The 24,053-nt window shown below is 69.2% G+C and carries 24 protein-coding genes; 12 read left to right on the top strand and 12 right to left on the bottom strand.

Annotation, left to right across the window (positions count from 1 at the left end; genetic code table 11):
• The first annotated feature begins 76 nt into the window (after positions 1–76).
• On the top strand, positions 77–1,093 hold the full coding sequence (locus tag WA670_RS16580) for an AraC family transcriptional regulator (protein WP_134663202.1): 1,017 nt from the start codon (positions 77–79) through the stop codon (positions 1,091–1,093).
• Here the strand turns inward: WA670_RS16580 and WA670_RS16585 are convergent.
• Entirely contained in the window at positions 1,090–1,692 is a 603-nt protein-coding gene (locus WA670_RS16585; protein ID WP_200864558.1) for a TetR/AcrR family transcriptional regulator, read from the bottom strand. The two genes, WA670_RS16580 and WA670_RS16585, sit on opposite strands and share 4 nt — an antisense overlap.
• Positions 1,693–1,855: 163 nt before the next feature.
• Between WA670_RS16585 and WA670_RS16590 the strand changes: the two genes are divergently transcribed.
• Positions 1,856–2,146 carry a hypothetical protein gene (locus tag WA670_RS16590; RefSeq protein ID WP_336158231.1) on the top strand — a complete coding sequence of 97 codons (291 nt, stop codon included), beginning with the start codon at positions 1,856–1,858 and terminating at the stop codon, positions 2,144–2,146.
• A gap of 78 nt (positions 2,147–2,224) precedes the next feature.
• Here the strand turns inward: WA670_RS16590 and WA670_RS16595 are convergent, their stop codons facing one another.
• Together WA670_RS16595 and WA670_RS16600 are read right to left on the bottom strand one after the other, a co-directional pair.
• Positions 2,225–3,538, bottom strand: coding sequence for an MFS transporter (locus tag WA670_RS16595; protein ID WP_275292085.1), 1,314 nt, complete (start codon positions 3,536–3,538; stop codon positions 2,225–2,227).
• Positions 3,535–4,761: a M20 metallopeptidase family protein gene (locus tag WA670_RS16600; protein ID WP_238607954.1), complete on the bottom strand. Its 1,227-nt coding sequence runs from the start codon at positions 4,759–4,761 to the stop codon at positions 3,535–3,537. The genes WA670_RS16595 and WA670_RS16600 overlap by 4 nt, the downstream gene beginning before the upstream one ends.
• Before the next feature lie 119 nt (positions 4,762–4,880).
• Between WA670_RS16600 and WA670_RS16605 the strand changes: the two genes are divergently transcribed.
• A complete protein-coding gene (locus WA670_RS16605) occupies positions 4,881–5,912 on the top strand; it encodes an Lrp/AsnC family transcriptional regulator (RefSeq protein WP_134663200.1) in 1,032 nt (343 codons plus the stop codon).
• Here the strand turns inward: WA670_RS16605 and WA670_RS16610 are convergent.
• From WA670_RS16610 to paaI, 4 genes are read right to left on the bottom strand one after another with little or no spacing between them, the layout of a single operon-like run.
• Positions 5,881–7,482 carry an SMI1/KNR4 family protein gene (locus WA670_RS16610; RefSeq protein ID WP_336158232.1) on the bottom strand — a complete coding sequence of 534 codons (1,602 nt, stop codon included), beginning with the start codon at positions 7,480–7,482 and terminating at the stop codon, positions 5,881–5,883. The two genes, WA670_RS16605 and WA670_RS16610, sit on opposite strands and share 32 nt — an antisense overlap.
• Positions 7,483–7,521: 39 nt before the next feature.
• A complete protein-coding gene (locus WA670_RS16615) occupies positions 7,522–8,112 on the bottom strand; it encodes a TetR/AcrR family transcriptional regulator (RefSeq protein ID WP_037811921.1) in 591 nt (196 codons plus the stop codon).
• Complete coding sequence (paaK, locus tag WA670_RS16620; protein ID WP_336158233.1) at positions 8,109–9,389, bottom strand: phenylacetate--CoA ligase PaaK; 1,281 nt, start codon at positions 9,387–9,389, stop codon at positions 8,109–8,111. The genes WA670_RS16615 and paaK overlap by 4 nt, the downstream gene beginning before the upstream one ends.
• Positions 9,386–9,781, bottom strand: a complete 396-nt coding sequence (paaI, locus tag WA670_RS16625) for a hydroxyphenylacetyl-CoA thioesterase PaaI (protein WP_037812143.1) — start codon at positions 9,779–9,781, stop codon at positions 9,386–9,388. The genes paaK and paaI overlap by 4 nt, the downstream gene beginning before the upstream one ends.
• 200 nt (positions 9,782–9,981) lie before the next feature.
• On the opposite strand from paaI, the gene paaZ reads away from it, so the two are divergent.
• From paaZ to paaE, 6 genes are read left to right on the top strand one after another with little or no spacing between them, the layout of a single operon-like run.
• A complete protein-coding gene (gene paaZ, locus WA670_RS16630; protein ID WP_336158234.1) occupies positions 9,982–12,009 on the top strand; it encodes a phenylacetic acid degradation bifunctional protein PaaZ in 2,028 nt (675 codons plus the stop codon).
• Positions 12,006–12,947: a 1,2-phenylacetyl-CoA epoxidase subunit PaaA gene (gene paaA / locus WA670_RS16635; protein ID WP_336158235.1), complete on the top strand. Its 942-nt coding sequence runs from the start codon at positions 12,006–12,008 to the stop codon at positions 12,945–12,947. The genes paaZ and paaA overlap by 4 nt, the downstream gene beginning before the upstream one ends.
• On the top strand, positions 12,944–13,228 hold the full coding sequence (gene paaB, locus WA670_RS16640; RefSeq protein ID WP_009073848.1) for a 1,2-phenylacetyl-CoA epoxidase subunit PaaB: 285 nt from the start codon (positions 12,944–12,946) through the stop codon (positions 13,226–13,228). Before paaA ends, paaB begins: the two co-directional genes overlap by 4 nt.
• An 8-nt stretch (positions 13,229–13,236) precedes the next feature.
• Positions 13,237–14,094, top strand: a complete 858-nt coding sequence (gene paaC, locus WA670_RS16645; protein ID WP_336158236.1) for a 1,2-phenylacetyl-CoA epoxidase subunit PaaC — start codon at positions 13,237–13,239, stop codon at positions 14,092–14,094.
• Positions 14,088–14,579, top strand: coding sequence for a 1,2-phenylacetyl-CoA epoxidase subunit PaaD (gene paaD, locus WA670_RS16650; RefSeq protein ID WP_037811915.1), 492 nt, complete (start codon positions 14,088–14,090; stop codon positions 14,577–14,579). The genes paaC and paaD overlap by 7 nt, the downstream gene beginning before the upstream one ends.
• Positions 14,580–15,656 carry a 1,2-phenylacetyl-CoA epoxidase subunit PaaE gene (gene paaE, locus WA670_RS16655; RefSeq protein WP_134727790.1) on the top strand — a complete coding sequence of 359 codons (1,077 nt, stop codon included), beginning with the start codon at positions 14,580–14,582 and terminating at the stop codon, positions 15,654–15,656. It abuts the gene before it with no gap.
• Positions 15,657–16,083: 427 nt separating this feature from the next.
• Here paaE and WA670_RS16660 read toward each other — a convergent pair whose 3' ends face one another.
• The 4 genes from WA670_RS16660 to ccrA all read right to left on the bottom strand — a co-directional run bounded on the left by WA670_RS16660 (position 16,084) and on the right by ccrA (position 20,461).
• On the bottom strand, positions 16,084–17,199 hold the full coding sequence (locus WA670_RS16660) for an adenylate/guanylate cyclase domain-containing protein (protein ID WP_336158237.1): 1,116 nt from the start codon (positions 17,197–17,199) through the stop codon (positions 16,084–16,086).
• A 4-nt stretch (positions 17,200–17,203) separates the two neighbouring features.
• Positions 17,204–17,653, bottom strand: a complete 450-nt coding sequence (locus WA670_RS16665) for a universal stress protein (RefSeq protein WP_037811913.1) — start codon at positions 17,651–17,653, stop codon at positions 17,204–17,206.
• 57 nt (positions 17,654–17,710) lie between these two features.
• Positions 17,711–18,991 (bottom strand): chromosome segregation protein, encoded by a 1,281-nt coding sequence (locus WA670_RS16670; RefSeq protein ID WP_442893104.1) that lies wholly within the window; start codon positions 18,989–18,991, stop codon positions 17,711–17,713.
• 129 nt (positions 18,992–19,120) lie between these two features.
• Positions 19,121–20,461: a crotonyl-CoA carboxylase/reductase gene (ccrA, locus tag WA670_RS16675; protein WP_336158239.1), complete on the bottom strand. Its 1,341-nt coding sequence runs from the start codon at positions 20,459–20,461 to the stop codon at positions 19,121–19,123.
• Between the two features lie 199 nt (positions 20,462–20,660).
• Here ccrA and WA670_RS16680 point away from each other — a divergent pair, with 199 nt between their 5' ends.
• Both WA670_RS16680 and WA670_RS16685 read left to right on the top strand, forming a co-directional pair.
• Positions 20,661–21,029, top strand: a complete 369-nt coding sequence (locus tag WA670_RS16680) for an SPW repeat domain-containing protein (protein ID WP_051173160.1) — start codon at positions 20,661–20,663, stop codon at positions 21,027–21,029.
• A gap of 32 nt (positions 21,030–21,061) precedes the next feature.
• Positions 21,062–21,655: a TetR/AcrR family transcriptional regulator gene (locus WA670_RS16685; protein ID WP_037811911.1), complete on the top strand. Its 594-nt coding sequence runs from the start codon at positions 21,062–21,064 to the stop codon at positions 21,653–21,655.
• 608 nt (positions 21,656–22,263) lie between these two features.
• Here the strand turns inward: WA670_RS16685 and mce are convergent.
• Positions 22,264–22,725 (bottom strand): methylmalonyl-CoA epimerase, encoded by a 462-nt coding sequence (mce, locus tag WA670_RS16690; protein ID WP_037811910.1) that lies wholly within the window; start codon positions 22,723–22,725, stop codon positions 22,264–22,266.
• Between the two features lie 140 nt (positions 22,726–22,865).
• Here mce and WA670_RS16695 point away from each other — a divergent pair, with 140 nt between their 5' ends.
• Positions 22,866–24,053 (top strand): acetyl-CoA C-acetyltransferase, encoded by a 1,188-nt coding sequence (locus WA670_RS16695; protein WP_037812139.1) that lies wholly within the window; start codon positions 22,866–22,868, stop codon positions 24,051–24,053.

Consider the following 24,053-nt stretch of genomic DNA (forward strand, 5'->3'; position numbering starts at 1 on the left):
GGGAGCTTAACGAGCAACCCGGACAGTTTTGGCCCTCGAACGCACGCGGGCGGGCAGTTGATCCATAATTCCGGCCATGGCCGAGCTAGCCGCACCCGCCATCCGCGACTGGGACTACCCGCGCGGCACGGCGAGTGTGCTGCTCATGCACCGCTTCGCCGAGGAACGCGGCGTCTCGCTGCCCGGAGTGCCGGTCGAGGAACTGCGCGCGCCGGATCGGCAGCTCGACGCGCGGCAGGAGCTGGCCGTCGTGCGGGCATTGCTGTCGACGGTCGGCTCGGGCGACGACGTCGCGCTCAGCCTCGGCTGCCGGTACCGCGCGACGACGTTCGGCATCTTCGGGTTCGCCTGCATCAGCAGCCCGACGATGCGCGACGCGATGGTGTTCGCGTTGCGCTACCTGGATTTGTCCTTCACCTTCTGCATTCCGCACGTCGAGCTGGACGCCGCCGGACTCCGCCTGGTGCTGGACGATTCGCGGGTGCCGGACGACGTCGCCCGGTTCCTCGCGCTGCGCGACCTGTCCGCGATCTGCACCGTCATGCGGGACCTGCTGCCGGAGATCTCCTTGGAACGCCTGGAGTTCCGCTTCCCGTCGTCGTCCTTTGTGGACTCTTACCGGACGGCCTTCGGCGTCGCCCCGGTCTTCGGCGCGGCCGAACACCGGGTCACCCTCGATCCGGAGCTGCTGAACCTTCCGCTGCCGCAGGCCAACGAGCAAACCGTCGCCTTGTGCGCCGCGCAGTGCGACGCTCTCGTCGCCCGCCGCCGCACGCGCTCGGGCGTCCCGCAGCTGGTGCGCGAACGACTGGTGCGGCTCGGCGGCGCGGACGCCGGGATGGACGAGATCGCCCGTCAGCTCACCCTCAGCACGCGAACCCTGCGACGGCGGCTGACCGAGGCGGGTACCGGCTACCGGCAACTGCTGGACGAAGTCCGGCAGACGCTCGCGGAAGAAATGCTCGACACCGGCGTGCTGTCCGTCGACGACGTCGCCCTGCGCCTTGGCTACGCCGAAGCGTCGAGCTTCATCTACGCCTTCAAACGCTGGACCGGGACGACTCCGGCCGCGTACGCCCGCCGCAACCGTTAGTTCTTTTGCGCCAGTACCGCCGGATAGGTGACTTCCAGCAGCTGCACCAGCGATTCCACCAGGAACGCGCGCAGTTCGGCCCGCTCCAGCGTGCCGCGGACGAGCCATTCCCGGGACGCGGCGCGCAACATCCCGCCGTACGCGCGGATCATCGCCCGCAGCTGCGGATGCCCGTTCTCGGGCAGCTGGGCGGCGGCGAGCACGCGGTCGGCGGCGATCTCGTCCGCCTCGCGCATGATCCGCTCGACCTCCGGGTCGTGCGCCGCGTCGATCACGGTCAGCCAGGCGTCGCGGTTGCGTTCCACGACGTCGATCCACCGGTCGATGCCGACCTCGAGCCGCAGCCGGGGCGGGCCGTCCGGCAGCGCGTCGACGACCGGGGCGGGCACGATCGTCATCTGCCGCACCACTTCGAGGTACAGCTCGCGTTTGCCGCCGAAATAGTGGTTGATCAGCGGCCGGGCGACTCCCGCGGCGGCCGCGATGTCCGAAGTGGACACCGAGGAGTAGCTGCCGGCGCCGAAGCACCGCCGGGCCGCGGCGAGGATCTCGGCGCGGCGCTGCGCGGGGTCCAGCCGCCGCCGAGATCCGCTGTTCACCGGGCCAGCCTCGCCGCCGGGCGAGGTCGTTGTCAACACGTTGCGAAGCGCCCCGCGGCGTCGGCGCCGGATGCCGTTACCCAACCGGAACAACCGGCCGGTAACTCCGGCCGCCCCGGGCGCGACCTTCAGCCGGGGGACGTGGGGCGAGCGGGAGCGGGCGATGGACGGCACGGACCAGCAGCCGCGGCCGTCCGGCCGATGGGTCGGGGTGCGGTTGCACTACCGGCATGTGCGGATGGACGACCGGCCGTGCGCGACCGGCTGCCCGGAGGACGAGCTGACGGTTTCGTATCCGGGGATACTGATCAGCAGCTACGACGACGGCGAACTGGTGGAGGAACGCTGGGTGCCGCTGGGAGCGGACCCGAGCGAGGACGACGACGAGGCCCTGATCGAACGGCTGCGCGCGGCGCTGTGGTGGCAGCTGGGCGAGACTCAGGCGGACAGCTGAAGCACGCCGACGGCCGTGCGGGGAACCCCGCACGGCCGCGTGGCGAACTGTCCACAAGAGACGGACGGTGGCTCCGCCCTATGCTCCTGACCCGGTGACCGCCCGGTCGGCCGCTTCCGTCTTCTCCCGCAGGTCCACGCCCCGGGTCTCCGGCAGGGTGAACACCACCAGCGCGCTGATCACCATCAGCACGATCCCGTAGACGATGAACAGCGACGGATGTCCGTTACCGGCGAACAGCGTCTGCAAGTACGGCGCTGTGCCGCCGAACGCCGCGACCGCGATCGAGTACGGGACTCCGACGCCGACCGCGCGGATGCGGGTCGGGAAGATTTCCGCGTAGACCGCCGGGCCGATCGAGGAGAACCCGGCCATGAAGATCAGCGCGATCGACATCGCCACGAACAGCTGCCACGCCTCGTGCCCGACCATCGCGTTCAGCGGGAAGCTCAGCAGGAGCAGGCCCGCGATCGCGATGAACAGCACCGGCTTGCGGCCGATGCGGTCGGACACGATTCCCCACAGCGGCAAGGCGATCAGGAAGACCACGTTCGCGAACACGCCCGCCCACAGCGCGCCGGTCGGCGGGACGCCGCGCACGGTGATCGCGTACGACGGCGCGGCGACGGCCCACATGTAGTAGATGACCGTCGCGCCGACCGTCAGGCCGATGACCTGGGCGAGCAGCTTCGGGTTCTGCTTGATCGTCTGCCAGATCTGGCCCTTTTCCTTCCCGGCGTCCTTCTTCGCCGCCTGGAAGACCTCGGTCTCGCGCATGCGGAGCCGCACGTAGAGCGAGTAGATCCCGAAGACGCCGCCGAGGATGAACGGGATCCGCCAGCCGAAGGAGAGCATCTGCTCGTGGGTCAGCACGCCGGAAAGGACCGCGCCGAGCAGGGTGCCGACGAGGACGCCGCAGGTGCCGGAGAAGTAGATCAGGCTCGACCACAGTCCGCGGCGGGCCGGCGGCGCGACCTCGGCGATGTAGGTCTGCGCGGACGGCAGCTCGCCGCCGTGCGCGAGGCCCTGTGCCAGCCGTGCGACCACCAGGATCACCGACGCCCACACGCCGATTTGGCCGTACGTCGGGGAAAGGCCGATGACCAGGCTGCCCGCGGCGGCGATCGCGACGGTCAGCGCCATCGCCAGCTGGCGGCCCTTGCGGTCGGCGATCCAGCCGAACACCCAGCCGCCGATCGGCCGCGCGGCGAAGCCGACCGCGAATACCGCGAGCGTGCTCAGCAGAGCCGAAACGGCGCTGTGAGCGTTGAAGAACTGCGCGGCGAAGAACGACGCGAACGTGGCGTAGACGTTCCAGTCGAACCACTCCATCGCGTTGCCGGCGCCGAGCCCGAACAGGGTGCGGCGACGGTCTGGGACCACAGAAGTCATCGCAATGCTCCTTCGGCGAACCGGTCGAGACGGCGGACGGCGAGTTCGGCGTAGACGGTGGCGGCGCGGGACAGCACGGACGGGTCGAAATCGGCGTACGGGCTGTGGTTGTTGGGCGCGGTGTCCGGTTCGAGGCCCGGCATCAGCGCGCCGAGGCCGAGGAACGTGCCCGGCACCGCGGCGAGCACGCGGGAGAAGTCCTCGGAACCGGCGACCGGGTTGGGCAGATCGGTGTAGTACTGCTCGCCGATCGTCTCGCGGACGACCTCGGCGCCGAACGCCGTTTCGTCGACATCCGTTACGGTCACTGGATATTCGTTCTCGAACACGACGTCCGCGGTGACGCCGTTCGCCCGCGCGACACCGTCGATCGTCTCGCGGATCGTGGTGTCCAGCAGAGCGGCGGTGTCGTCGGAGAAGCAGCGGACGGTGGCCTCGAACTCGGCGGTCGCGGGGATGACGTTGCGCTTCGTGCCGCCGCGGATGACGCCGACGGTGAGCACCGCCGGGTCGAAGATGTCCAGGCGGCGCGTGATCATCGTCTGCAGCGCGGTGATCATCGCCGCGGCGGCGGAGATCGGGTCCTTGGCACGGTGCGGCATCGACCCGTGGCCGCCTTCGCCGTGCACGGTCACGAGCAGCTTGTGCGACGCCGACATCAGCGTCCCGGGACGGCTCGCGAACTGGCCGCTGGGCAGCATCGACGAGAAGACGTGGAGCCCGTACGCGGCGTCGACGCGTCGGCCGGCGGCGTCGAGCACGCCTTCCTTCAGCATCACGCCCGCGCCGTCCCAGCCTTCTTCGCCGGGCTGGAACATCAGGACGACGTCGCCGTTGATCCGGTCGCGGTGCGTGTGGAGCAGCCGGGCCGCGCCGACCAGCGACGTGGTGTGCAAATCGTGGCCGCACGCGTGCATCGCGCCGTTGGTAGCGGCGAAATCGAGCCCGGTCGCTTCCTGAACCGGGAGCGCGTCCATGTCGGCGCGCAACAGGACCGTGCGCGGCTGAGCCGAATCCCGGGCGGAGCCTTCGCCGCGGAGCACCGCGGTCACCGACGTCGTGCCGGTGCCGGTGGAGATCTCCAGCCCGAGCCCGTCGAGTTCGCGCAGGACCCGTTCCTGGGTGCGCGGCAGGTCGAGGCCGATCTCGGGCTCGCGGTGCAGTTCCTGGCGCAGCCGCGCCAGATCGTCCTGCTGGCTGCGGGCGTCTTCGTGGAGGTCCACCGGCTCGGCTCCTCTTCGTCGGGGAACGGCGTCTTGGTGGTCGAGTGTGCGAACTCACGCCTGATATCGCGTTAGAGTTGTCGGAATCGCTCGCGAACCGGCCCTCTGGAGAAGAAACAATGATCGACTCACTGGAGGAGGAAGACTTTTCGCTCATCCACGCACTGCAACTGCGCCCCCGCGCCACCTGGACGCAACTGGCCGCGGCGCTCGACTCCTCCCCGGTGACGCTGGCCCGGCGCTGGGAACGCCTGCGCGACGGGGGAGCGGCGTGGGTGACGGCGTATCCGCACGTGCCCGGGCTGTACCAGGTGCAGGCCGCGTACGTGGAAATCCGCTGCGCGAGCGGCCAGGTACGCGAACTGATCCGCGAGCTGGCGACGTGGCCTTCGGTGGCCAGCATCGAGGAGGCTTCGCGGGAATACAGCCTGGTGCTGACCGTTTTCGGCCTCGGCCTGCGCGACCTGTCCGCCTTGCTGCTGGACGCGATCCCCAGCCTGCCCGGGGTGCTCAACACCCGCTCGCACCTCGCGTCGCGCCTGCACGTCGAAGGCAGCTCCTGGCGAGTAGGCGCGCTGGATCGACGGCGAGTGCAGGCTCTGTCGCAACTACCGTCCATCGGCGGCGGGCGAATGGCCAAACTGCAGCCGTGGGAAGAGCCTTACGCGCCTTTGACTGTCGCCTTGGGCGAGGACGGCCGACGCAGCGCCGCTGATCTGGCGCGGATCACCGGCCGTCCGGTCTCGACCGTGCGCCGCCAGCTCGGACACCTGCTGAACGCCGATGCTTTGACGTTCCGCTGCGAGATCGCGCAGGGCTTGACGCCGTCGCCGATCGTCGTGAACTGGTGGTGCCAGGTGCCGGTGGCCCACGTGTCGACGTGCGTGGACCGGTTGCGTGCCAACCCGACCGTGCGGCAGATGGCGAGTTTGCCCGGGCCGGCGAATCTTTTGGTGACCACGTGGATGCGGTCGATCGAGGAATCGATGCGGATGCAGGAACATCTGGAACAGGACCTCGCGCCGCTGTCGGTGGTGGACTCGGCGCTGATCCTGCGGACGGTCAAGCGGATGGGCTGGCTGCTGGACGATTTGGGACGCAGCACGGGGTTTGTGGTGACTATGCCCGCTCCGGCTCGGGAGGAGCGCTGAGCGAGCCGGTGAACTCTTGCAGGTGGACGTCGGCGCCGCGGAGCTGACGGAGGAACTCGACGGCGTCGGGGAGCAGGACGCGGCCGGAGATGGTCAGGGCGGCCAGCTGGGGGAGACGGTGGCCGGAGGCCAGGAGGCGGGTGAGCTGGTTCGCGTCGAGGGTGAGTACGCGCAGGGCTGGCAGGTGGGCTAGTTGGTCGATGGCTGGGATGTCCAGGCCGCTGATGGTGAGCCGGGTGAGGTTCGGGAGGGTGGCCAGTGGGGACAGGTCGACTGGGTGGGTGAGGTCGCTGAGGGTGAGATCCCACAGGGTCGGATGACCGGTGAGCGCTTCGAGGTCGGCCTGTTCGGCGGCGATGGTGAGGGATTCCAGGAGCGGTAGGTTCGTCACAGTGGGAGTCACGGTTTTCGCGCCGCGCACGCCGATGTCGCGCAGCGAGCCGAGCGACTCGAACACGGTCAGGTCGAGGTCGCCCTCGTGGCGGAGGTAGCAGGCCTGGACCAGTTCCGGATGTTCGGCACCGGCGATCGCCTCAGCCGGATCCGCCCGATCGCGAACGCTCTCGGCGGGGTCCCGCACCGGCAGACCGGTAAAGGACGCGTGGACCTCGATCCGGTGATCGCCTTCGTGCAGGGTGTACCGGCCCGCGCGCAGCGCTTTCAAGACCTCCTCGATCATTTCAGCGACCGAGGTGCCGACCAGGCGCGGCGTTTCGGAGAAGTCGCCGTACGCGAGCACTTGGCCCGGCTTCCCCTCGATGTCCGGATCGAGGTCAACAGCGAGATACTCGCCGCCGTGGTTGCCGCCGAAGGTCACCCACCAGTCATTGCGAAACACGCGCTTGAGCCGCCCCGGCGGATCGGCGTCGAACACGGGGCAAGTGTCTTCCAGCGGGCTGTCGAACGAGACTCCGGCGCATGAGCCGGGCAGGCCGTCGTGGTACTCCCTGACCAACGTCTCCAGGGAATCGTGGGCGTAGTAGCTGAGCAGCCCGGTCTCACCGGAATCCTCGCCGACCAACCGGAAAAGCGCGCGCAGGTCTTCCGGCAGCCGAACCCCGATCTGAGTTTCCGCCGCGGCGATTTCCTCCTCGCTGGCTCCGGGAGCCCACTCGGGGGCGTGTCCCATGATCGCGGTGTACCGCTCGGCGAACTCTCCGACGAGAGCGCCGACTTCCCGCAGTACCGCCGGATCGGTCGGCCTCCCGGTCGGCTCGATGCCCGCTGGTCTCGGCATGCCGGGCACTGGGTGCCCCGGGTAGCGGAAATCCGGGTCGAACACGAGGCGGGCCCGCTCGGTCAGCAGCTCGATGTCGGAGCTGAACGAGAACCGGTAACTGCCGTCCCGGCGCAGCCGCATTTCGTACACTCCATGCGGCAAGTCGGGCGGGAACACCCCGAAGGTGTCGACGTACAGGTTCGGGTCCTCCGGCGGCCCCTCGTCCAGCCACTCCGCGGCCCGTATTCCCCGGCCGTGCCACGAGATTTGCAGCACCGCGTCCGACCGACGCTCGCCGACCGCGTCGCGAAGCCGTTCTGCCAGAGTCCGCCCGATCTCCCCCACGTCCACAAGATCAGCCTAGCGAGAAACGCCCGCCGACAGAGGGGATCAAGCACGCAACCCGTCGAACGCCATCTTGCACACCGCGTCCGCCAGTTCCTCCGGAGACGACCCCCGCCGCGGCCGGTACCACTCGATCAGCGAGTTCACCGTGCCGAACAACAACCGCGCCGCGATCGCCGGGTCGATATCCGGGCGGACATCCCCCTCCGCCTCGGCCTGCTTGACCAGATCCGTCACCAGATGATCGAACTCGCGCCGCCGCGCCAACGCCGCTCGCTCGGCCTTCGTATTGCCCCGCACCCGAAGCAGCAGCGTCACGAACGGCAGCCGGTCCGCCAGCACCAGCACGCTTCCGCGCACCAGGTGTTCCAGACGGTCGATCGCCCGTCCGTCGAGAGCTTCCGTCGATTCCGCGACCTCGAACAGTCCGTCCAAGGCCCGGCCCACCGCCAGCCGCAGCAGTTCTTCCTTGCTCGGCACGTGGTGATAGATCGCGGATTTCGTGATGCCGAGCTTGCGCGACAGGTCCTCCATGCTGGTCCCGTCGTAGCCGCGGTCGTTGAAAAGCTTGACCGCGACCTGGAGCAGCGACTCCAGGTCGTAGCCAGGCCGGCCGCGGCGGGCGGGGGCGGTCACGAGCGTTCGTCCAGCACGCGGCGCATTTTACCGAGCGAGCGCTCGAGGGTGTCCGGGTCCACGACTTCCACCGAAACGCTCACGCCGACGCCGTCCTTCACCCCGGCGGCCACCAGCGCGGCGGCAGCGTTCCGGGCTTCGGCGGTCGTCTCGGCGCGGGCTTCGACCCGCACCGTCAGGTGGTCCAGGCGGCCTCGCGTCGAGCGGACCAGCTGGAAGTGCGGGCTCAATCCCTCGGTGCGCAGCACGATTTCCTCGATCTGCGTCGGGAAAACGTTGACCCCGCGCAAAATGATCAGGTCGTCGCTGCGTCCGGTCACCTTCTCCATCCGGCGGAACGCGGGACGCGCGGTGCCGGGCAGCAGGCGGGTCAGGTCACGGGTGCGGTAGCGGATGATCGGCAGCGCCTGCTTGGTCAGCGACGTGAACAGCAGTTCGCCGCGTTCGCCCTCGGGCAGCACCTGATCGGTGAACGGGTCGATCACCTCGGGGAAGAAGTGGTCCTCCCAGATGTGCAGGCCGTCCTTGGTTTCCGCGCATTCCTGCGCGACGCCGGGGCCCATCACCTCGGACAGGCCGTAGATGTCGACCGCGTCCAGCGCGAACCGTTCCTCGATCTCGGACCGCATCTGCTCGGTCCACGGCTCCGCGCCGAAAATGCCCACCTTCAGCGAACTGGCCCGCGGATCCACGCCCTGGCGCTCGAACTCGTCGAGCAGCGTCAGCATGTACGACGGCGTGATCATGATGATTTCCGGCTTGAAGTCCGTGATCAGCTGGACCTGCCGGGCGGTCATGCCGCCGGACGCCGGGATCACCGTGCAGCCGAGCTTTTCCGCGCCGTAGTGCGCGCCGAGCCCGCCGGTGAACAGGCCGTAGCCGTACGCGACGTGCACCTTGTGCCCGGGCCGTCCGCCCGCGGCGTGGATCGAGCGCGCCATCACGGTGGCCCACGTGTCCAGGTCCTTCTCGGTGTAGCCGACGACGGTCGGCTTCCCGGTGGTGCCGCTCGACGCGTGCAGCCGGCGGATCTGGTCCTGCGGCACGGCGAACATCCCGAACGGGTAGCTCTCGCGCAGGTCGGCCTTGGTGGTGAAGGGGAACTTCGCCAGGTCGCCCAGTTCGCGGCAGTCGTCGGGGTGCACACCGGCGTCGTCGAACTTCTTGCGGTACAGCGGGACGTTCTCGTACGCGTGCCGCAGGGTCCACTGCAGCCGTTCAAGCTGGAGTGCGGCCAGCTCGTCGGCGCTGACGTTTTCGGCGAGGGTGGGGGTCACTGTGCTTCCCGGGTCTTCTCGATGACGCGGCTGCGGCCGCGGAATTCGGCGACGACTTCGGGCCCGCCGGGGGTCTCCCGGTGCACCGTGACGTCGTAGATGCCGTTGCGGCCGTAGCGGGTGCGCTCGGCGGCCGTCGCGACGAGGTGGTCGCCCAGTTTTCCGGCGGCGACGAACGAGATCTCCGCGCCCGAGGCGACGGTGACCGGCCCGTGCGTGTTGCAGGCCAGGGCGAAAGCGGTGTCGGCGAGCAGGAACACGTAACCGCCGTGGGCGATGTCGTGCCCGTTGACCATCGTCTCGGTGACCTTCATCGTGGCCACCGCCCTGCCGTCGGCGGCCTCGACGAGTTCGATGCCGAGAGAGCGGGACGCCTCGTCGGTGTCGAACATGGCGTGCGCGGCGTTGCGGGTCACGAGCTAGCCCTCCGGGACGGTGACTTACTGACCGAATGGCCGGTAATCCCGGCTGGAGCCCAGTAAAGGCCGCGACTCCGGCGGTGTCAAGCAATGCGGGGGTTCCGATCAGCCGGGAGAACGGCTATCCTGCGAATTACTGAACGTCCGGTTGGTAATTCGGCGAGAGGGTCGGCATGGTTCTGCTCCGCAGCTACGTCTCCGGGGGATGGCACACGGCGCCAGGCGAGGGCGCCCCGCTGCACGACGCGGCGACCGGGGAGGAAGTGGCCCGGATTTCGTCGGAAGGGATCGACTTCGCCGCGGCGCTCGAGTACGGCCGCAAAGTCGGCGGTCCGGCGCTGCGGAAGCTGACGTTCCATCAGCGGGCCGCGCTGCTGAAGTCGCTCGCTTCGCACCTGCGCGAGCACCGCGAAGAGCTGTACGCGCTGTCAGCGCGCACGGGTGCGACGCTCGGCGACTCGAAGTTCGACATCGACGGCGGCATCGGCGTCCTGTTCAGCTACGGCTCGAAGGGCAAGCGCGAGCTGCCGAACGACACCGTGTACGTCGAGGGCGCGGTCGAGCCGCTGAGCCGCGGCGGCACGTTCGTCGCGCAGCACATCGCGACCCCGCTGCAGGGCGTCGCGATCCAGATCAACGCCTTCAACTTCCCGGTGTGGGGTCCGCTGGAGAAGTTCGCGCCCGCGTTCCTCGCCGGCGTGCCGAGCCTGATCAAACCGGCCAGCCAGACCGCGTACCTGACCGCGCGGCTCGTGGAGCTGATCGTCGAGTCCGGCATCCTGCCCGAGGGCACGGTGCAGTTCGTCGCGGGCAGCGTCGGCGACCTGCTCGACCACGTCACCGCGCAGGACCTGGTGTCGTTCACCGGTTCCGCGTCCACCGCGCAGAAGCTGCGCGCGCACCCGGCGATCGTGCGGAATTCGGTGCGGTTCAACGCCGAGGCCGACTCGCTGAACTGCTCGATCCTCGCCCCGGACGCCCGGCCGTCGACGCCGGAGTTCGATCTGTTCGTCAAGCAGCTGACCACCGAGATGACGGTGAAGGCGGGCCAGAAGTGCACCGCGATCCGCCGCGCGTTCGTTCCGGCCGAGATGCTGGACGACGTCGCCGAAGCGGTCAGCGCTCGGCTCGCCAAGGTGACTGTCGGCAACCCGAACGCCGAGGGCGTCCGGATGGGTGCGCTGGCCAGTCTGGAGCAGCGTGAAGAAGTACGTCGTTCGCTGAAGGCCCTGCTCGACGCGGGCAGCATCGTCTTCGGCGACCCGGAGCACGTCGACGTCGTGGACGGCGACGAGGCGACCGGCGCGTTCATCTCGCCGATCCTGCTCAAGGCCGACCCGGAGCGCGCCGAGCCGCACGAGGTCGAGGCGTTCGGCCCGGTGTCCACGCTGATGCCGTACACGTCGGTCAAGCAGGTCATCGAGTTCGCGGCACGCGGCGGCGGCAGCCTGGCCGGGTCCGTCGTGACCGGCGACCCGGTGTTCGCCCGCGACATCGTGCTGGGCGTCGCGCCGTATCACGGCCGGCTGCTCGTGCTCGACAGCGAAGACGCGAAGGAATCCACCGGGCACGGTTCGCCGATGCCGCAGCTGGTGCACGGCGGCCCCGGCCGCGCGGGCGGCGGCGAGGAGATGGGCGGCATCCGCGGCGTGCTGCACCACATGCAGCGCACGGCCGTGCAGGCCAGCCCGAGGGTGCTCGGTGCCGTCACCGGCCGGTGGGTCGAGGGCGGTTCGCGTGTCGAAGGCGAGCACCCGTTCCGCAAGTCGCTGGCGGAGCTGAGCATCGGCGACACCGTGGTGGCCGGTCCGCGCACCGTCACCCGCGCCGACATCGACCACTTCGCCGAGTTCACCGGCGACACCTTCTACGCGCACACCGACGAGGCTGCGGCCGCGGCGAACCCGCTGTTCGGCGGCATCGTGGCGCACGGCTACCTGGTCGTGTCGTTCGCGGCGGGCCTGTTCGTCTCGCCCGAACCCGGTCCGGTGCTGGCCAACTACGGCCTGGAGAACCTGCGCTTCCTCACGCCGGTCAAGGAGGGGGACGCGCTGACGGTCACCCTGACGGCCAAGCAGATTACGCCGCGGATCGACCAGGAGTACGGCGAAGTCCGCTGGGACGCCGACGTCACCAACCAGGACGGCGACTCGGTCGCGAAGTACGACGTGCTCACCCTCGTCTCGAAGGAGCAGCCGTGACCGCTGTGGCAGAGCCGGAATTGGAAGCCCTGTTCGAGCACGCCATCGAACGGGACCAGCGCATCGAACCGCGCGACTGGATCCCCGAGGGCTACCGCAAGACGATGATCCGCCAGATCGCGCAGCACGCGCACTCGGAGATCATCGGCATGCAGCCGGAGGGCAACTGGATCACCCGCGCGCCTTCGTTGCGGCGCAAGGCGATCCTGCTCGCGAAGGTGCAGGACGAAGCGGGCCACGGGCTGTACTTGTACTCCGCGGCGGCGACGCTCGGCGCGGACCGCGCGGACCTCACCGACAAGCTCATCACCGGCAGGCAGAAGTACTCGTCGATCTTCAACTACCCGACGCTGACCTTCGCCGACGTCGGCGTGATCGGCTGGCTGGTGGACGGCGCGGCGATCTGCAACCAGGTGCCGCTGTGCCGGTCGTCGTACGGGCCCTACGCGCGGGCGATGATCCGGATCTGCAAGGAGGAGTCCTTCCACCAGCGGCAGGGCTACGAGCTGCTGATGACCATGATGAAGGGCACCCAGCAGCAGCGGGACATGGTGCAGGAGGCGGTGAACCGCTGGTGGTGGCCGTCGCTGATGATGTTCGGCCCGCCGGACGCGGATTCGCCGAACACCGCGCAGTCGATGGCGTGGAAGATCAAGCGGCACACCAACGACGAGCTGCGGCAGCGGTTTGTCGACATGTCCGTGCCGCAGGCCGAAGCGCTCGGCGTGACGTTCCCGGACCCGGAGCTCAAGTGGAACGCCGACCGGGAGCACTACGACTTCGGAGCGGTCGACTGGGACGAGTTCAAGAACGTGCTCAAGGGCAACGGCCCGTGCAACGCGGACCGGATCGCGCACCGCAAGCGCGCACACGACGAAGGCGCCTGGGTTCGGGAGGCCGCGGCGGCGCACGCGGCCAAGAAAGAGGTTTCGGCATGAAGCACGACTGGCCGCTGTACGAGGTTTTCGTCCGCGGGAAGCGGGGACTGAACCACGTCCACGTGGGTTCGCTGCACGCGGCGGACGACGAGATGGCGCTGCACCACGCGCGCGATCTCTACACGCGCCGCAACGAGGGAGTGTCCATCTGGGTCGTTCGCGCCTCGGACATCACCGCGTCGTCGCCGGACGAGAAGGACCCGTTCTTCGCGCCCAGCGGGGACAAGGTGTACCGGCACCCGACGTTCTACGACATTCCCGACAACGTTCCCCACATGTGAGGTCTGGGATGTCTTTCGACAACGTCTACGAAGCGATCACCGAAGACAACGACGCCCGGTGGGCCTTCGGCACTGGGTTCGCCGATCCTTTGTCCGGAGTGGACACCTCCGTTCCGTCCGGAGTGGACGGTGCGCAGCTCGCCGCCTATTGCCTGATGCTGGGCGACGACGCGTTGATCTTCTCGCACCGGTTGCAGGAGTGGGTCGCGAGCGCGCCGGAGCTGGAGGACGAGGTCGCGATCGCGAACATCGGCCTCGACCTGCTCGGCCAGGCGCGGTTGTTGCTGGCTCGTTCCGGCAAGGCGGACGGCACGGACCGGTCCGAGGACACGTTCGCGTTCTTGCGCGCGGAGAACGAGTTCCGGAACGTCCGGCTGGCCGAGCTGGGCGGCGGGCACTTCGGGCACCTGATCGCGCAGCTGTTCGTGTTCTCGACTTGGCGGCTCGCGTTGTTCCAGCGGCTGGAGTCCAGTGTGGACCCGGTGCTGGCGGCGATCGCGGCCAAGGGCGTGAAGGAATTGGCCTATCACCGGGATTACGCCGCGCAGTGGCTGGTGCGGCTGGGTGACGGGACGCCGTTGTCGCACGAGCGGATGGCCGAGGGGCTGGCCGCGGTGTGGCCGTATGTCGAGGAGCTGTTCTCGACGCATCCGTCCGAGATGGTCGACGCGGCTTCGCTGCGGCCGGAGTTCGACGCTGTGCTGGATCAGGCGTTGGCGGCGGCTACGTTGGAACGGCCGGAGATCGGCGCTATCGCCGGGGTTTCCGGGCGGATGGGGCGCGACGGCGTGCATACCGAGCAGATGGGGTTCCTGCTGGCCGAGCTGCAAAGTGTGGCTCGGGCGATGCCGGGAGCGTCGTGGTGACCGCGGTCGCGGTGGCTTCGACGGTCACCGATCCGGAGCTGCCGATGCTGACGCTCGCGGATCTCGGTGTGCTGCGCGAAGTGTCCGAAGAGGACGGTCGGGTGACGGTGTCTATTACGCCGACGTACACCGGTTGTCCGGCGATGGACACGATGCGGGACGACCTGGAGCACGCGTTGCGGGGTGCCGGGTACACCTCGGTTGAGATCCGTACGGTGCTGGAACCGGCTTGGACGTCGGATTGGATCAGCGCGGACGGGCGGCGGAAGCTGGCGGAGGCCGGGATCGCGCCGCCGGGGTCCGCGCCGCGGCGGGCTGCCGGGCCGATTCCGTTGACGTTGGGGCCTTCGGTGCGGCGGGTGGCTTGTCCGCATTGCGGGTCGATGGACACGGAGGAGCAGTCCCGGTTCAGCGCGACTGCGTGCAAAGCGTTGCGGCGGTGCCGGTCTTGCTGGGAGCCGTTCGAACACGTCAAGGAGATTTGAGTGACTGCCACCGTTTCCCGCCGTGCCGGGTTCCATCCGTTGCGGGTGGCTGAGGTCGAACGGCTTTGTGACGATGCCGTGGCCGTGACGTTCGACGTGCCGGAGGAGTTGGCTTCGGTCTACGCGTTCGCGCCTGGGCAGTCGCTGACCTTGCGGCGTCTTGTCGACGGGCGGGACGAGCGGCGGTCGTATTCGATTTGCGCTCCGGCGGGGGAGCGGCCTCGGGTCGGGGTGCGGTTGGTGCCGGACGGGGTGTTCTCGTCGTGGCTGGTCAATGAGGTTCGTGCCGGGGATACGGTCGAGGTCTCCGCGCCGACTGGGTCGTTCACGCCGGATCTCGCTGCTGGCGGGCATCATGTGCTGATCGCTGCCGGGTCCGGGATTACGCCGGTGTTGTCGATTGCGGCCTCGTTGCTGGCTACGCCGGATGCTTCGGTGACTGTGCTGTATGGGAACCGGCGTACTGACACGGTGATGTTCGCGGACGATCTGGCTGATTTGAAGGATCGGTACCCGGCCCGGCTGGAACTTGTGCATGTGTTGTCCCGGGAGCCGCGTGAGGCGGAGTTGTTCACCGGGCGGCTGGATGCGGACAAGCTGCGTGCGCTGTTCGAATCGATTGTGCCGGTTGAGGATGTGGACCATTTCTGGCTGTGCGGGCCGTTCGGGATGGTGACCTCGGCGCAGGATCTTCTTGGTTCGCTGGGTGTTCCTGAGGAGCGGATTCATCAGGAACTGTTCTATGTGGACGATGTGCCGCCGGAGCCGGTCAAGCATGTCGACCCTGCTGTTGCCGGGGCTTCGTCCGAGGTGACGTTGGTGCTGGACGGTCGGTCCACGACGATGAATCTGCCCCGGGAATCGTCGGTGCTGGACGGGGCGCAGCGGTTTCGGCCGGATTTGCCGTTTGCTTGCAAGGGCGGGGTTTGCGGGACCTGCCGGGCTCGGGTGACCGAGGGGGCGGTGGACATGCGGCGGAATTTCGCGTTGGAGAAGGCTGAGGTGGAGGCTGGGTTTGTGCTGACTTGTCAGTCTCATCCGGTTTCTGAGCGGGTTACTGTTGATTTTGATGCTTGAGGTTCGTAGGCGGGGTGGTTGCGTGGGGCACCCCGAAGGTTGATTGTGCTGACGGTTCGGGGGTGCTTGTCAAGGCGGGAAAGATGCCTTGACAAGCACCCCCGAACCGCAGGGCGGCTTCGTATCGGGGTTGGGGGAGGGCTGGATGCCTCGATAGCTGGGTGCACCGGTGCGGCTGGGGCCCTCGATGCGTTGAGTGGGCTGGCTGCGGTTTGGGTGGGGGTTAGCGCACCAATGTGGCATTGGGTGCATCTCACGCACCGAACGCCACATTGGGTGCATCTGACGCACCCAATGCCGCATTGGGGGCGGCACCCCAGCGGCGGCGCGGCGGTGGTCCGTGAAGGGCCCCTCACGACCGAGTGGCGGGTCGTGAGGGGAACCCTGAGGGAATCAGAGTCAATGAGGGTGGCCCTCACGTACGGGGTCAGCGGCGTCGGCGGCGTTTGCGGGGAGCAGCGGGGGTGGGGAAGTCGTCTGACTCCGGGGGTTCGGGCGTCGGCTGGTCGCCTAGGCCTAGCATTTCCGCGGCCAGTTGCTGGGACGACGCGAAGCGGCCGGTGGGTTTGTCTTTCGCTCGCCGTAGGGCAGACGGGCGTAGGCGGTTGTAGCCGCGGACTGCGATGGGGCGGCGGGTGCGGAGATCGAACTGTGGCAAGGGTTCCAGTTCCCCGGCCAGTTCTCGGTCGACCAGTACGGTTCCTGGCCTTGCGGCTGACGTGAGTCGCGCGGCCAGGTTCACTACGGAGCCGTAGACGTCGCCGAAGCGGGACAGGACTCGGCCCGAGGCCATTCCGGCTCGGACTGCGGGGAGGCCGCCGTCTTCGCCGGTGCGTTCGGCTAGCGTCAGGGCGATTTCCGCGCCGTCGGCGGGGGTGTCGGTGACGAACAGGACTTCGTCGCCGATCATTTTCACGACCCGGCCGTGGTGTTCCGCGATGACTTCGGTGGCCAGGGATTCGAAGCCGTCCAGGACCTGGGTCAACTCTTCCTCGTCGGCTTCTCTCGTGAAGCGCGTGTAGCCGACCATGTCGACGAAGCCGACTACCAGGGCGCGCGTTTCCAGGTCCTCGTCGGGGCTGGCGAAGGCGCGGCCGGCGAACGCGGCCAGGTGGCGGCGCCAGACGTAATTCTGCACTTGCTCCAGTTCGGGGAGCAGGCGTTCCACCAGGCGGGTGACCTGCCGGTCGCTGCGGGCCAGTTCCGGGTTCTCGGTGATCAGCGACCACAGCATGTGGACCTGCCACTCGGCCAGCCGGGACAGATGCTGGCCGAGGGCACGGGTCACCGCGACTTCCATGCCGGGCGCGACCAGGCCGGAACTCACCAGGCCGTCGGCGATGCGCATGGCTTCGACGTCGGCGTCGGTGAACACCACCTCGTCGTCTTCGACGGTGGCGAAACCCAGCGCCCGCCACAGCCGCCGCGAGCGTTCTTCGGGTACTTCGGCCCGTTTCGCTACTTCGAGCCGGGTGTAGCGGCGAGGGCCGCCCAGCAGCGCGCGTTCCAGCCGCTGCTGCAGGTCCCGGGAAGGATCGGCCACGGCCTCAGGTGGTGTGCACGATCAGCACGTCGACGCCCGACTTCCGGGCCACCTCCGACGGCACCGAGCCCAGGATCCGCCCGGTCAGGGTGTTGAGGCCGCGGTTGCCGACCACCAGAAGGTCGGCCTCGCGGTCCTTCACGACCTTGCGCAGCATGTCGACCGGCTGACCCTCCAGCGCGACCGTTTCGATGTTCGCGGCGCCGGCCTTCGCCGCGCGGTCCCGTGCGGACTGCAGCGTGTCCTCAGCGGGCGCGGACCCGACTACCTGATAGGCCTCGTCGCCCAGCTCGTCCTGCGCGCGTTCCACGTCCTGGCGGCTGGCCGGGTGGTACGCGCAGACGACGACCAGCGTCGCCCCCGCGTCGGCAGCCACCCCGGCGGCCTTGTCCACCGCGGCGAAGGACGAGTCGGACCCGTCCGTGCCCACCACCACAGTCCGATAGACAGCCATCCACAACCTCCCGGCGAATCGGTCAGCGGGGCGGCGCGGCCCCTTCGCGGGGGAAGGTTACTCGCCAGTCGGTTTTCCCGCCGGGCGCGGTTGCGGCTGCGGCTTGGGCACGTCGGACGTGCGCAGCCGGACGGTCTGCTCGACGTCGCCGCTCGCCGCGGGCTTTCCGCTGTTCGCCGGGGCGTTCTTGCTGCCCTGACCAGCGGATTTCTGCCCGGCCGGAGTGCTGGGCTTGCTGTTCTGCGCACCCGCGTTGCCGCTCGGCTGGGCGCTGCTCGCCTTCGCGCCGCCAGCCGGGGATCCGTTCGCGGACTTCGGCCCGGAGCCGTTGGCCGTCTCGGCGGCGGCCTTGATGTCCGCGGGCACCTCGCCGTCCATCTCGCCGAGCACGTGCTGCGCCTCGGCCAGCACGGTGCGCGCCGACCGGACCTGCTCGGCCAGGCTCGCCCGGACCGCGCGCAGGGCCTCGACCCGCTCGTTGGCCTGGGTGATCCGGCGGTTGGACTCGTCGGTGGCGGTGCGGACGCGGCGGCGGGCCTCGTCGGCCGCTTCCGCGAGCCGCGCGTTGGCCTCGGTGATCGAGTCCTGGCGGCGCTTGTTCGCGTCGGCGACCGATTCGCGCTGGCGACGGTCGATGTCGGCCTTGGCGGCGGTCTCCTCCTCCAGCACCTTCGCCCGGATCGCGGCCGCGTCCTCGGCGGCCTCGCGGACCCGGCGCTCGGCTTCGGCCTTGCTGGCCGCCTCCTGCTCGGCCAGCACGCGCATCGCCTCGGCGCGCCGGGTCGCCATCGCGATCTCGAAGTCTTCCTCGACCTGCGTGCGGCGGGCCTCGGACTCCGCGTCGAGCTTCTTGCGCTCGGCCTCGGCCTCGTCGGTGATCCGCTTGGCCTCGGCGCGCGCGTCCTCGAGCACCTTGCGGTGCTCGGCTTCCATTTCCTTGCGGCGCAGGTCGAGTTCGGTGAGCAGCTGCTCGTACCGGGCGCGCATGGCGCTGGCGTCGGTCTCCGCCTTGGCCCGGATGTGGCCCGCCTCGGCCTCGGCGCGGGCACGCGTGTCCGCGGCCTCGTCCTGCGCCAGCCGCAGCATCCGCTGGAGGCGTTCGGACAGGCCCTCGACGCTCGTCGGCGGCTGCGCGAGCCGGTCGACCTGACCGCGCAGATCGGCGATCTCGCCGCGCGCGACCTCAAGCTGCCGGGCCAGGTCGCCGGCTTGGGCGATGGCGGCGTCGCGGTCGGCGGTGAGCATCTTCAGGTCGCCGTCGAGCCGTTCCAGGTGCTCGTCGACCTGGGCCCGGCTGTACCCCCGCTTCGCTACGTCGAAGCCGGCTCCCAGCGGCACGAGTTCGCGTTCATCGCCAAGACTCATGACACCACCGTAGTCGCTCCGCGGTCACGGACGGGTGAGCACCCACGGGGTCCGGCCGCTCGTGCGGCGAGCGGCCGGACCGAAGAGGCAGGTGGTCTGCCCTCACGCGCCGCGGAAGGCGTTGATGCCGTCGAGGTGCTTCGCGCGCAGCTCCTCGTCGCGCACGCCGAGTCCTTCTTCCGGGGCGAGCGCGAGTACGCCGACCTTGCCCTGGTGCGCGTTGCGGTGCACGTCAAGGGCGGCCTGGCCGGTTTCTTCGAGCGAGTACGTCTTCGACAGCGTCGGGTGGATGAGGCCCTTCGCGATCAGCCGGTTGGCTTCCCACGATTCGCGGTAGTTCGCGAAGTGCGACCCGATGATCCGCTTCAGGTTCATCCACAGGTACCGGTTGTCGTACTGGTGCATGTAGCCCGACGTGGACGCGCAGGTGACGATGGTGCCGCCCTTGCGCGCGGCGTAGACGGAAGCGCCGAAGGTCTCGCGGCCCGGGTGCTCGAACACGATGTCCGGGTCCTCGCCGCCGGTCAGCTCGCGGATCTTCGCGCCGAACCGCTGCCACTCCTTCGGGTTCTGCTCGTTCTCGTTCTTCCAGAACTGGTAGCCCTCGGCGGTGCGGTCGATGATCAGCTCCGCGCCCAGCTTCCGGCAGATCTCCGCTTTTTCCGGGCTGGACACGACGCACACCGGGATCGCGCCGCCGTTGAGCGCGTACTGCGTCGCGTACGAACCGAGGCCGCCGGACGCGCCCCAGATCAGCACGACGTCGCCCTGCTTCATGTCCGCGCCGTTGCGCGACACCAGCTGCCGGTACGCGGTCGAGTTCACCAGCCCGGGGGAGGCGGATTCCTCCCAGGTCAGGTGCGCCGGCTTCGGCATCAGCTGGTTCGCCTTGACCAGCGCGACCTCGGCGAGCCCGCCGAAGTTCGTCTCGAAGCCCCAGATCCGCTGCTCGGTGTCGAGCATCGTGTCGTTGTGCCCGTCCGGGCCTTCCAGCTCGACGTTCAGGCAGTGCGCGACGACCTCGTCGCCGGGCTTCCAGTTGTGCACGCCCGCGCCGGTGCGCAGCACGACGCCGGACAGGTCCGAGCCGACCACGTGGTACGGCAGGTCGTGCCGCTTGGCCAGCGGCGAGAGCTTCCCGTACTTGCGCAGGAACTTGAACGTCGGGATCGGCTCGAAGATCGACGTCCAGACGGTGTTGTAGTTGATCGCGCTGGCCATCACCGCGACCAGCGCCTCGCCGGGCCCGAGCTCAGGCGTCGGGACCTCGTCCACGTGCAGCGAGCGGCGCGGGTCCTTGTCGCGGCTTTCGAGGCCTTCGAACATGTCGACCTCGTCGGCGTGCACGGTGACGCCCCGGTAGCTCTCGGGCACGGGCAGCTCGGCGATCGCGTCGAGGCGGCCGTCGAGGATCGCCTGCTGGATCTCGTCGAGGTGCGTCATCGGGAACCTCCAGGGGTCGGTCGCGGCGCGACTGGACGAAATTACTCGTCGGTAACCGGGGGCCTCACTGTACGAGACAGACACCCCGTACACGAGTCGAAGTGTGACGCACGAATCTTGACCGGCTGGCCAGTCAAGGAGCATAGTCGGCAGTGGGAAATCTCCCTGAACGGCTCTTTTCCGGCGGAGGTGAGCACGAATGAGTGAAGTCTCGACGCGCGCCTGGACGCGGCCCTATGACTGGGCCGAGGTCGTGATTGGTGTTGTCGCCGCTCTTTCACCCCTTTGGCTGAGCACGAACACCACGATGGTGTGGACGATGGTGGTCCTCGGTGCGCTGATCGCGATCGACGGCTTGGTGTCGCTCGCGTCGCCGAGCATGGTTTACGGCGAGGGCGTGCAGATCGTCCTCGGCGCGTTGCTGTTCATCGCGCCGTGGGTGATGGGGTATACGCAATTCAACGGGGCGTCGTGGACGTCCTGGGTCGGCGGTGCGCTGACGATCATCGCCGGCGCGGCCGCGATGCCGGAGGCCAACGCCGCCCACCGGATGGCGGGCCAGCACTGACGGGGCAATGAAGCCCTGACGAGGAAGGTGACATGACCGACGACTCGGCGAAGGAACGGATCCTGTGCGCGGCGGAGGAACTGTTCGCCGAGTCCGGCTTCGAAGCGACCCCGACGTCCCGCATCGCGGAGCGCGCCGGGGTCCCGAAGGGCCTGGTCCACTATTACTTCCGCCGCAAGTCCGACCTGCTGGCCGCTTTGGTCGACCGGCTGCCGGACGAACGCATCGAACCCGCCGCGGTCGTCGTTCCGGGCGACCTGGCGGGTTCGCTGCGCAGGCTGGTCGGCGAACTCGACCGCCGGTTCACCGGTTCGCTGGGGCTGTCGCACCTGCTGTGGCGCGAGGCCGACACCCATCACGTGGTCCGCGACGCGCTGTCCGAACGATTCCAGCAACTGGTCCGCCTGATGCGGTCGGTGATCGTGGCCGCCACCGGCGGACGGCTCCCCGGAGCGGACATCGACAACGCGTCCGGCCTGCTGGCCCGCGCGATCACCCACCGGCACGCGACGGCCCGCCACACCGGCGACGACCGCCCGGCGGAGTTCGACGGCGAGCTGACTTTCGTGGCGAACGCGCTGTCCGCCCGGGCGGCCAAGGGCAAGCCGCCCGCTTCGGCGGTGTGAGGTGCTCGTGGGTGTTTGTGCCGGTTAGAACCGGCGTCGCCGCTCACGACCTGGCCGCCACCGACTTCTCCCGGACGCGACTTGCCCGGCTCGCTTCGCCCTGGCCCGCGGTGGTCCTGTCGCCGAAACGCGCTCCGGCCGAGCCCCAGTGCCACATTGGGGTTTCTCAGTGGCGCGGCGGGTGGCGTTGGTGCGGCGAGGCGCAGCGTCGACGGGGCCGCGTTGCTTCTCCGCTCCGGTTGACGTCCGTGAGGGGCACCCTGAGGGAATCAGATTCCGTCAGGGTTCCCCTCACGACCTCCGCACTAGCCCGACCGCGCTCCTTGACCGAGGGCAGCGTCACGCGCCGCGCTCGCGGATGGCTGCGTCCCTCTGGCGGCGGGTGGGTGCGCGGAGAGGTCCGTGAAGGGCTCCTTGAGGGAATCTGATTCCCTCAAGGAGCCCTTCACGGACCTCGGCGGGAGAGGAGCCGCCCGGCGCGCCTAGTCGGCCGACGCCCGCAGCGTCCTGACCAGCATCGCTGCCACGAACCCACCGCATACCGCGCGCTACTGAGAAAACCTCATTGGGTGCGTCGCATGCACCCAATGCCGCATTGGGTACGCGGCTCAGTGCGAGGCGGCGGGCTCCACCAGTTCGACCAAAACCCCGCCAGCGTCCTTCGGGTGCACGAAGTTGACCCGGCTGTTCGACGTCCCGCGCTTGGCCGCGTCGTACAGCAACCGCAGCCCCTGTGCGCGCAGTGCCTCCGCGGCAGCGTCCACATCGGACACTCGCAGTGCGAGCTGCTGCAGGCCCGGGCCGTTGCGGCCGATGAACTTGGCGATCGTCGAATCGTCCCGGGACGGGGCGAGCAGCTGGATCATCGTCTCGGTGCCCGCGGTACCCGGGGCGCGCAGCATCGCCTCGCGCACGCCCTGCTCGTCGTTCACCTCCTCGTGCGCGACCTCCAGGCCGAAGTGGTCGCGGTGGAAGGCGATGGCCGCGTCGAGGTCGGGCACGGCGATGCCGACGTGGTCGATCGCGGTCACGAACGGCTTGAGCACGGATGCGCTGGGCTCGGTGTCCATACCGGGGAGGATAAGCCCCGGCGGGCCTCGCGGAACCCCGCGTGCGCCCCCTCACACTGGCTCCATCAAGACGCGCCGGGAACCCCGCACAGGCCGTATCGTGGGAACACTGCCAGTGCACCGATGCTTTGGAGGACGTCGTGTCCGGTTCCGTGATCCTGGGCGCTGCCCGTACCCCGATCGGGCGGCTGCTCGGCTCGTTGAAGGACTTCTCGGGAGCCCAGCTGGGCGGGATCGCGATCAAGGCCGCGCTCGAACGCGCCGGCGTCTCCCCGGACCAGGTCCAGTACACGATCATGGGCCAGGTGCTCACCGCGGGCGCGGGCCAGATCCCGGCGCGTCAGGCGGCGGTCGCCGCGGGCATCCCGATGGACGTCCCGGCGCTGACCATCAACAAGGTCTGCCTGTCCGGCCTCGACGCGATCGCGCTCGCCGACCAGCTGATCCGCGCGGGCGAGTTCGACCTCGTCGTCGCGGGCGGCCAGGAGTCGATGACGCAGGCGCCGCACCTGCTGCCGAAGTCGCGCGCCGGGTTCAAGTACGGCGACACGACGCTGGTCGACCACATGGCCTACGACGGCCTGTTCTGCGCGTTCGACCAGGTCGCGATGGGTGTTTCGACGGAGAAGCACAACGGCCGCTACAGCGTCACCCGCGAGCAGCAGGACGCGTTCTCCGCGCGTTCGCACCAGCGGGCCGCGGCGGCGATCGAGGCCGGGTTCTTCCGCGAGGAGATCGCGCCGGTGTCGATTCCGCAGCGCAAGGGCGACCCGGTCGTGTTCTCCACCGACGAGGGCGTGCGCGCCGACACCACCGGCGAGAGCCTCGCGAAGCTGCGCCCGGCGTTCGCCTCGGACGGCACCATCACCGCGGGTTCGGCGTCGCAGATTTCCGACGGCGCGGCCGCGGTGATCGTGGCAAGCCCGGAGAAGGCAGCCGAACTGGGCATCACGCCGCTGGCCGAGATCGGCGCGCACGGCGTCGTCGCCGGTCCGGACGCGAGCCTGCACGAGCAGCCGTCGAACGCGATCCGCGCCGCGCTGAAGAAGGCGAAGCTGGACGTCGGCGACCTGGACCTGGTGGAGATCAACGAGGCGTTCGCCGCGGTCGGCCTGGTTTCGAGCGAGAAGCTCGGGCTGGACGAGTCGAAGGTGAACGTCAACGGCGGCGCGATCGCGCTCGGCCACCCGATCGGCGCTTCCGGTGCGCGGCTGGCCGTGCACCTGGTGCACGAGCTGCGCCGCCGCGGCGGCGGTCTCGGCGCGGCCGCGCTCTGCGGTGGCGGCGGACAGGGCGACGCGCTGCTGATCCGCGTCCCGTCGGCGTAA

It is taken from the genome of Amycolatopsis sp. VC5-11 (genome assembly GCF_037034185.1).
GTDB lineage: Bacteria > Actinomycetota > Actinomycetes > Mycobacteriales > Pseudonocardiaceae > Amycolatopsis > Amycolatopsis nivea.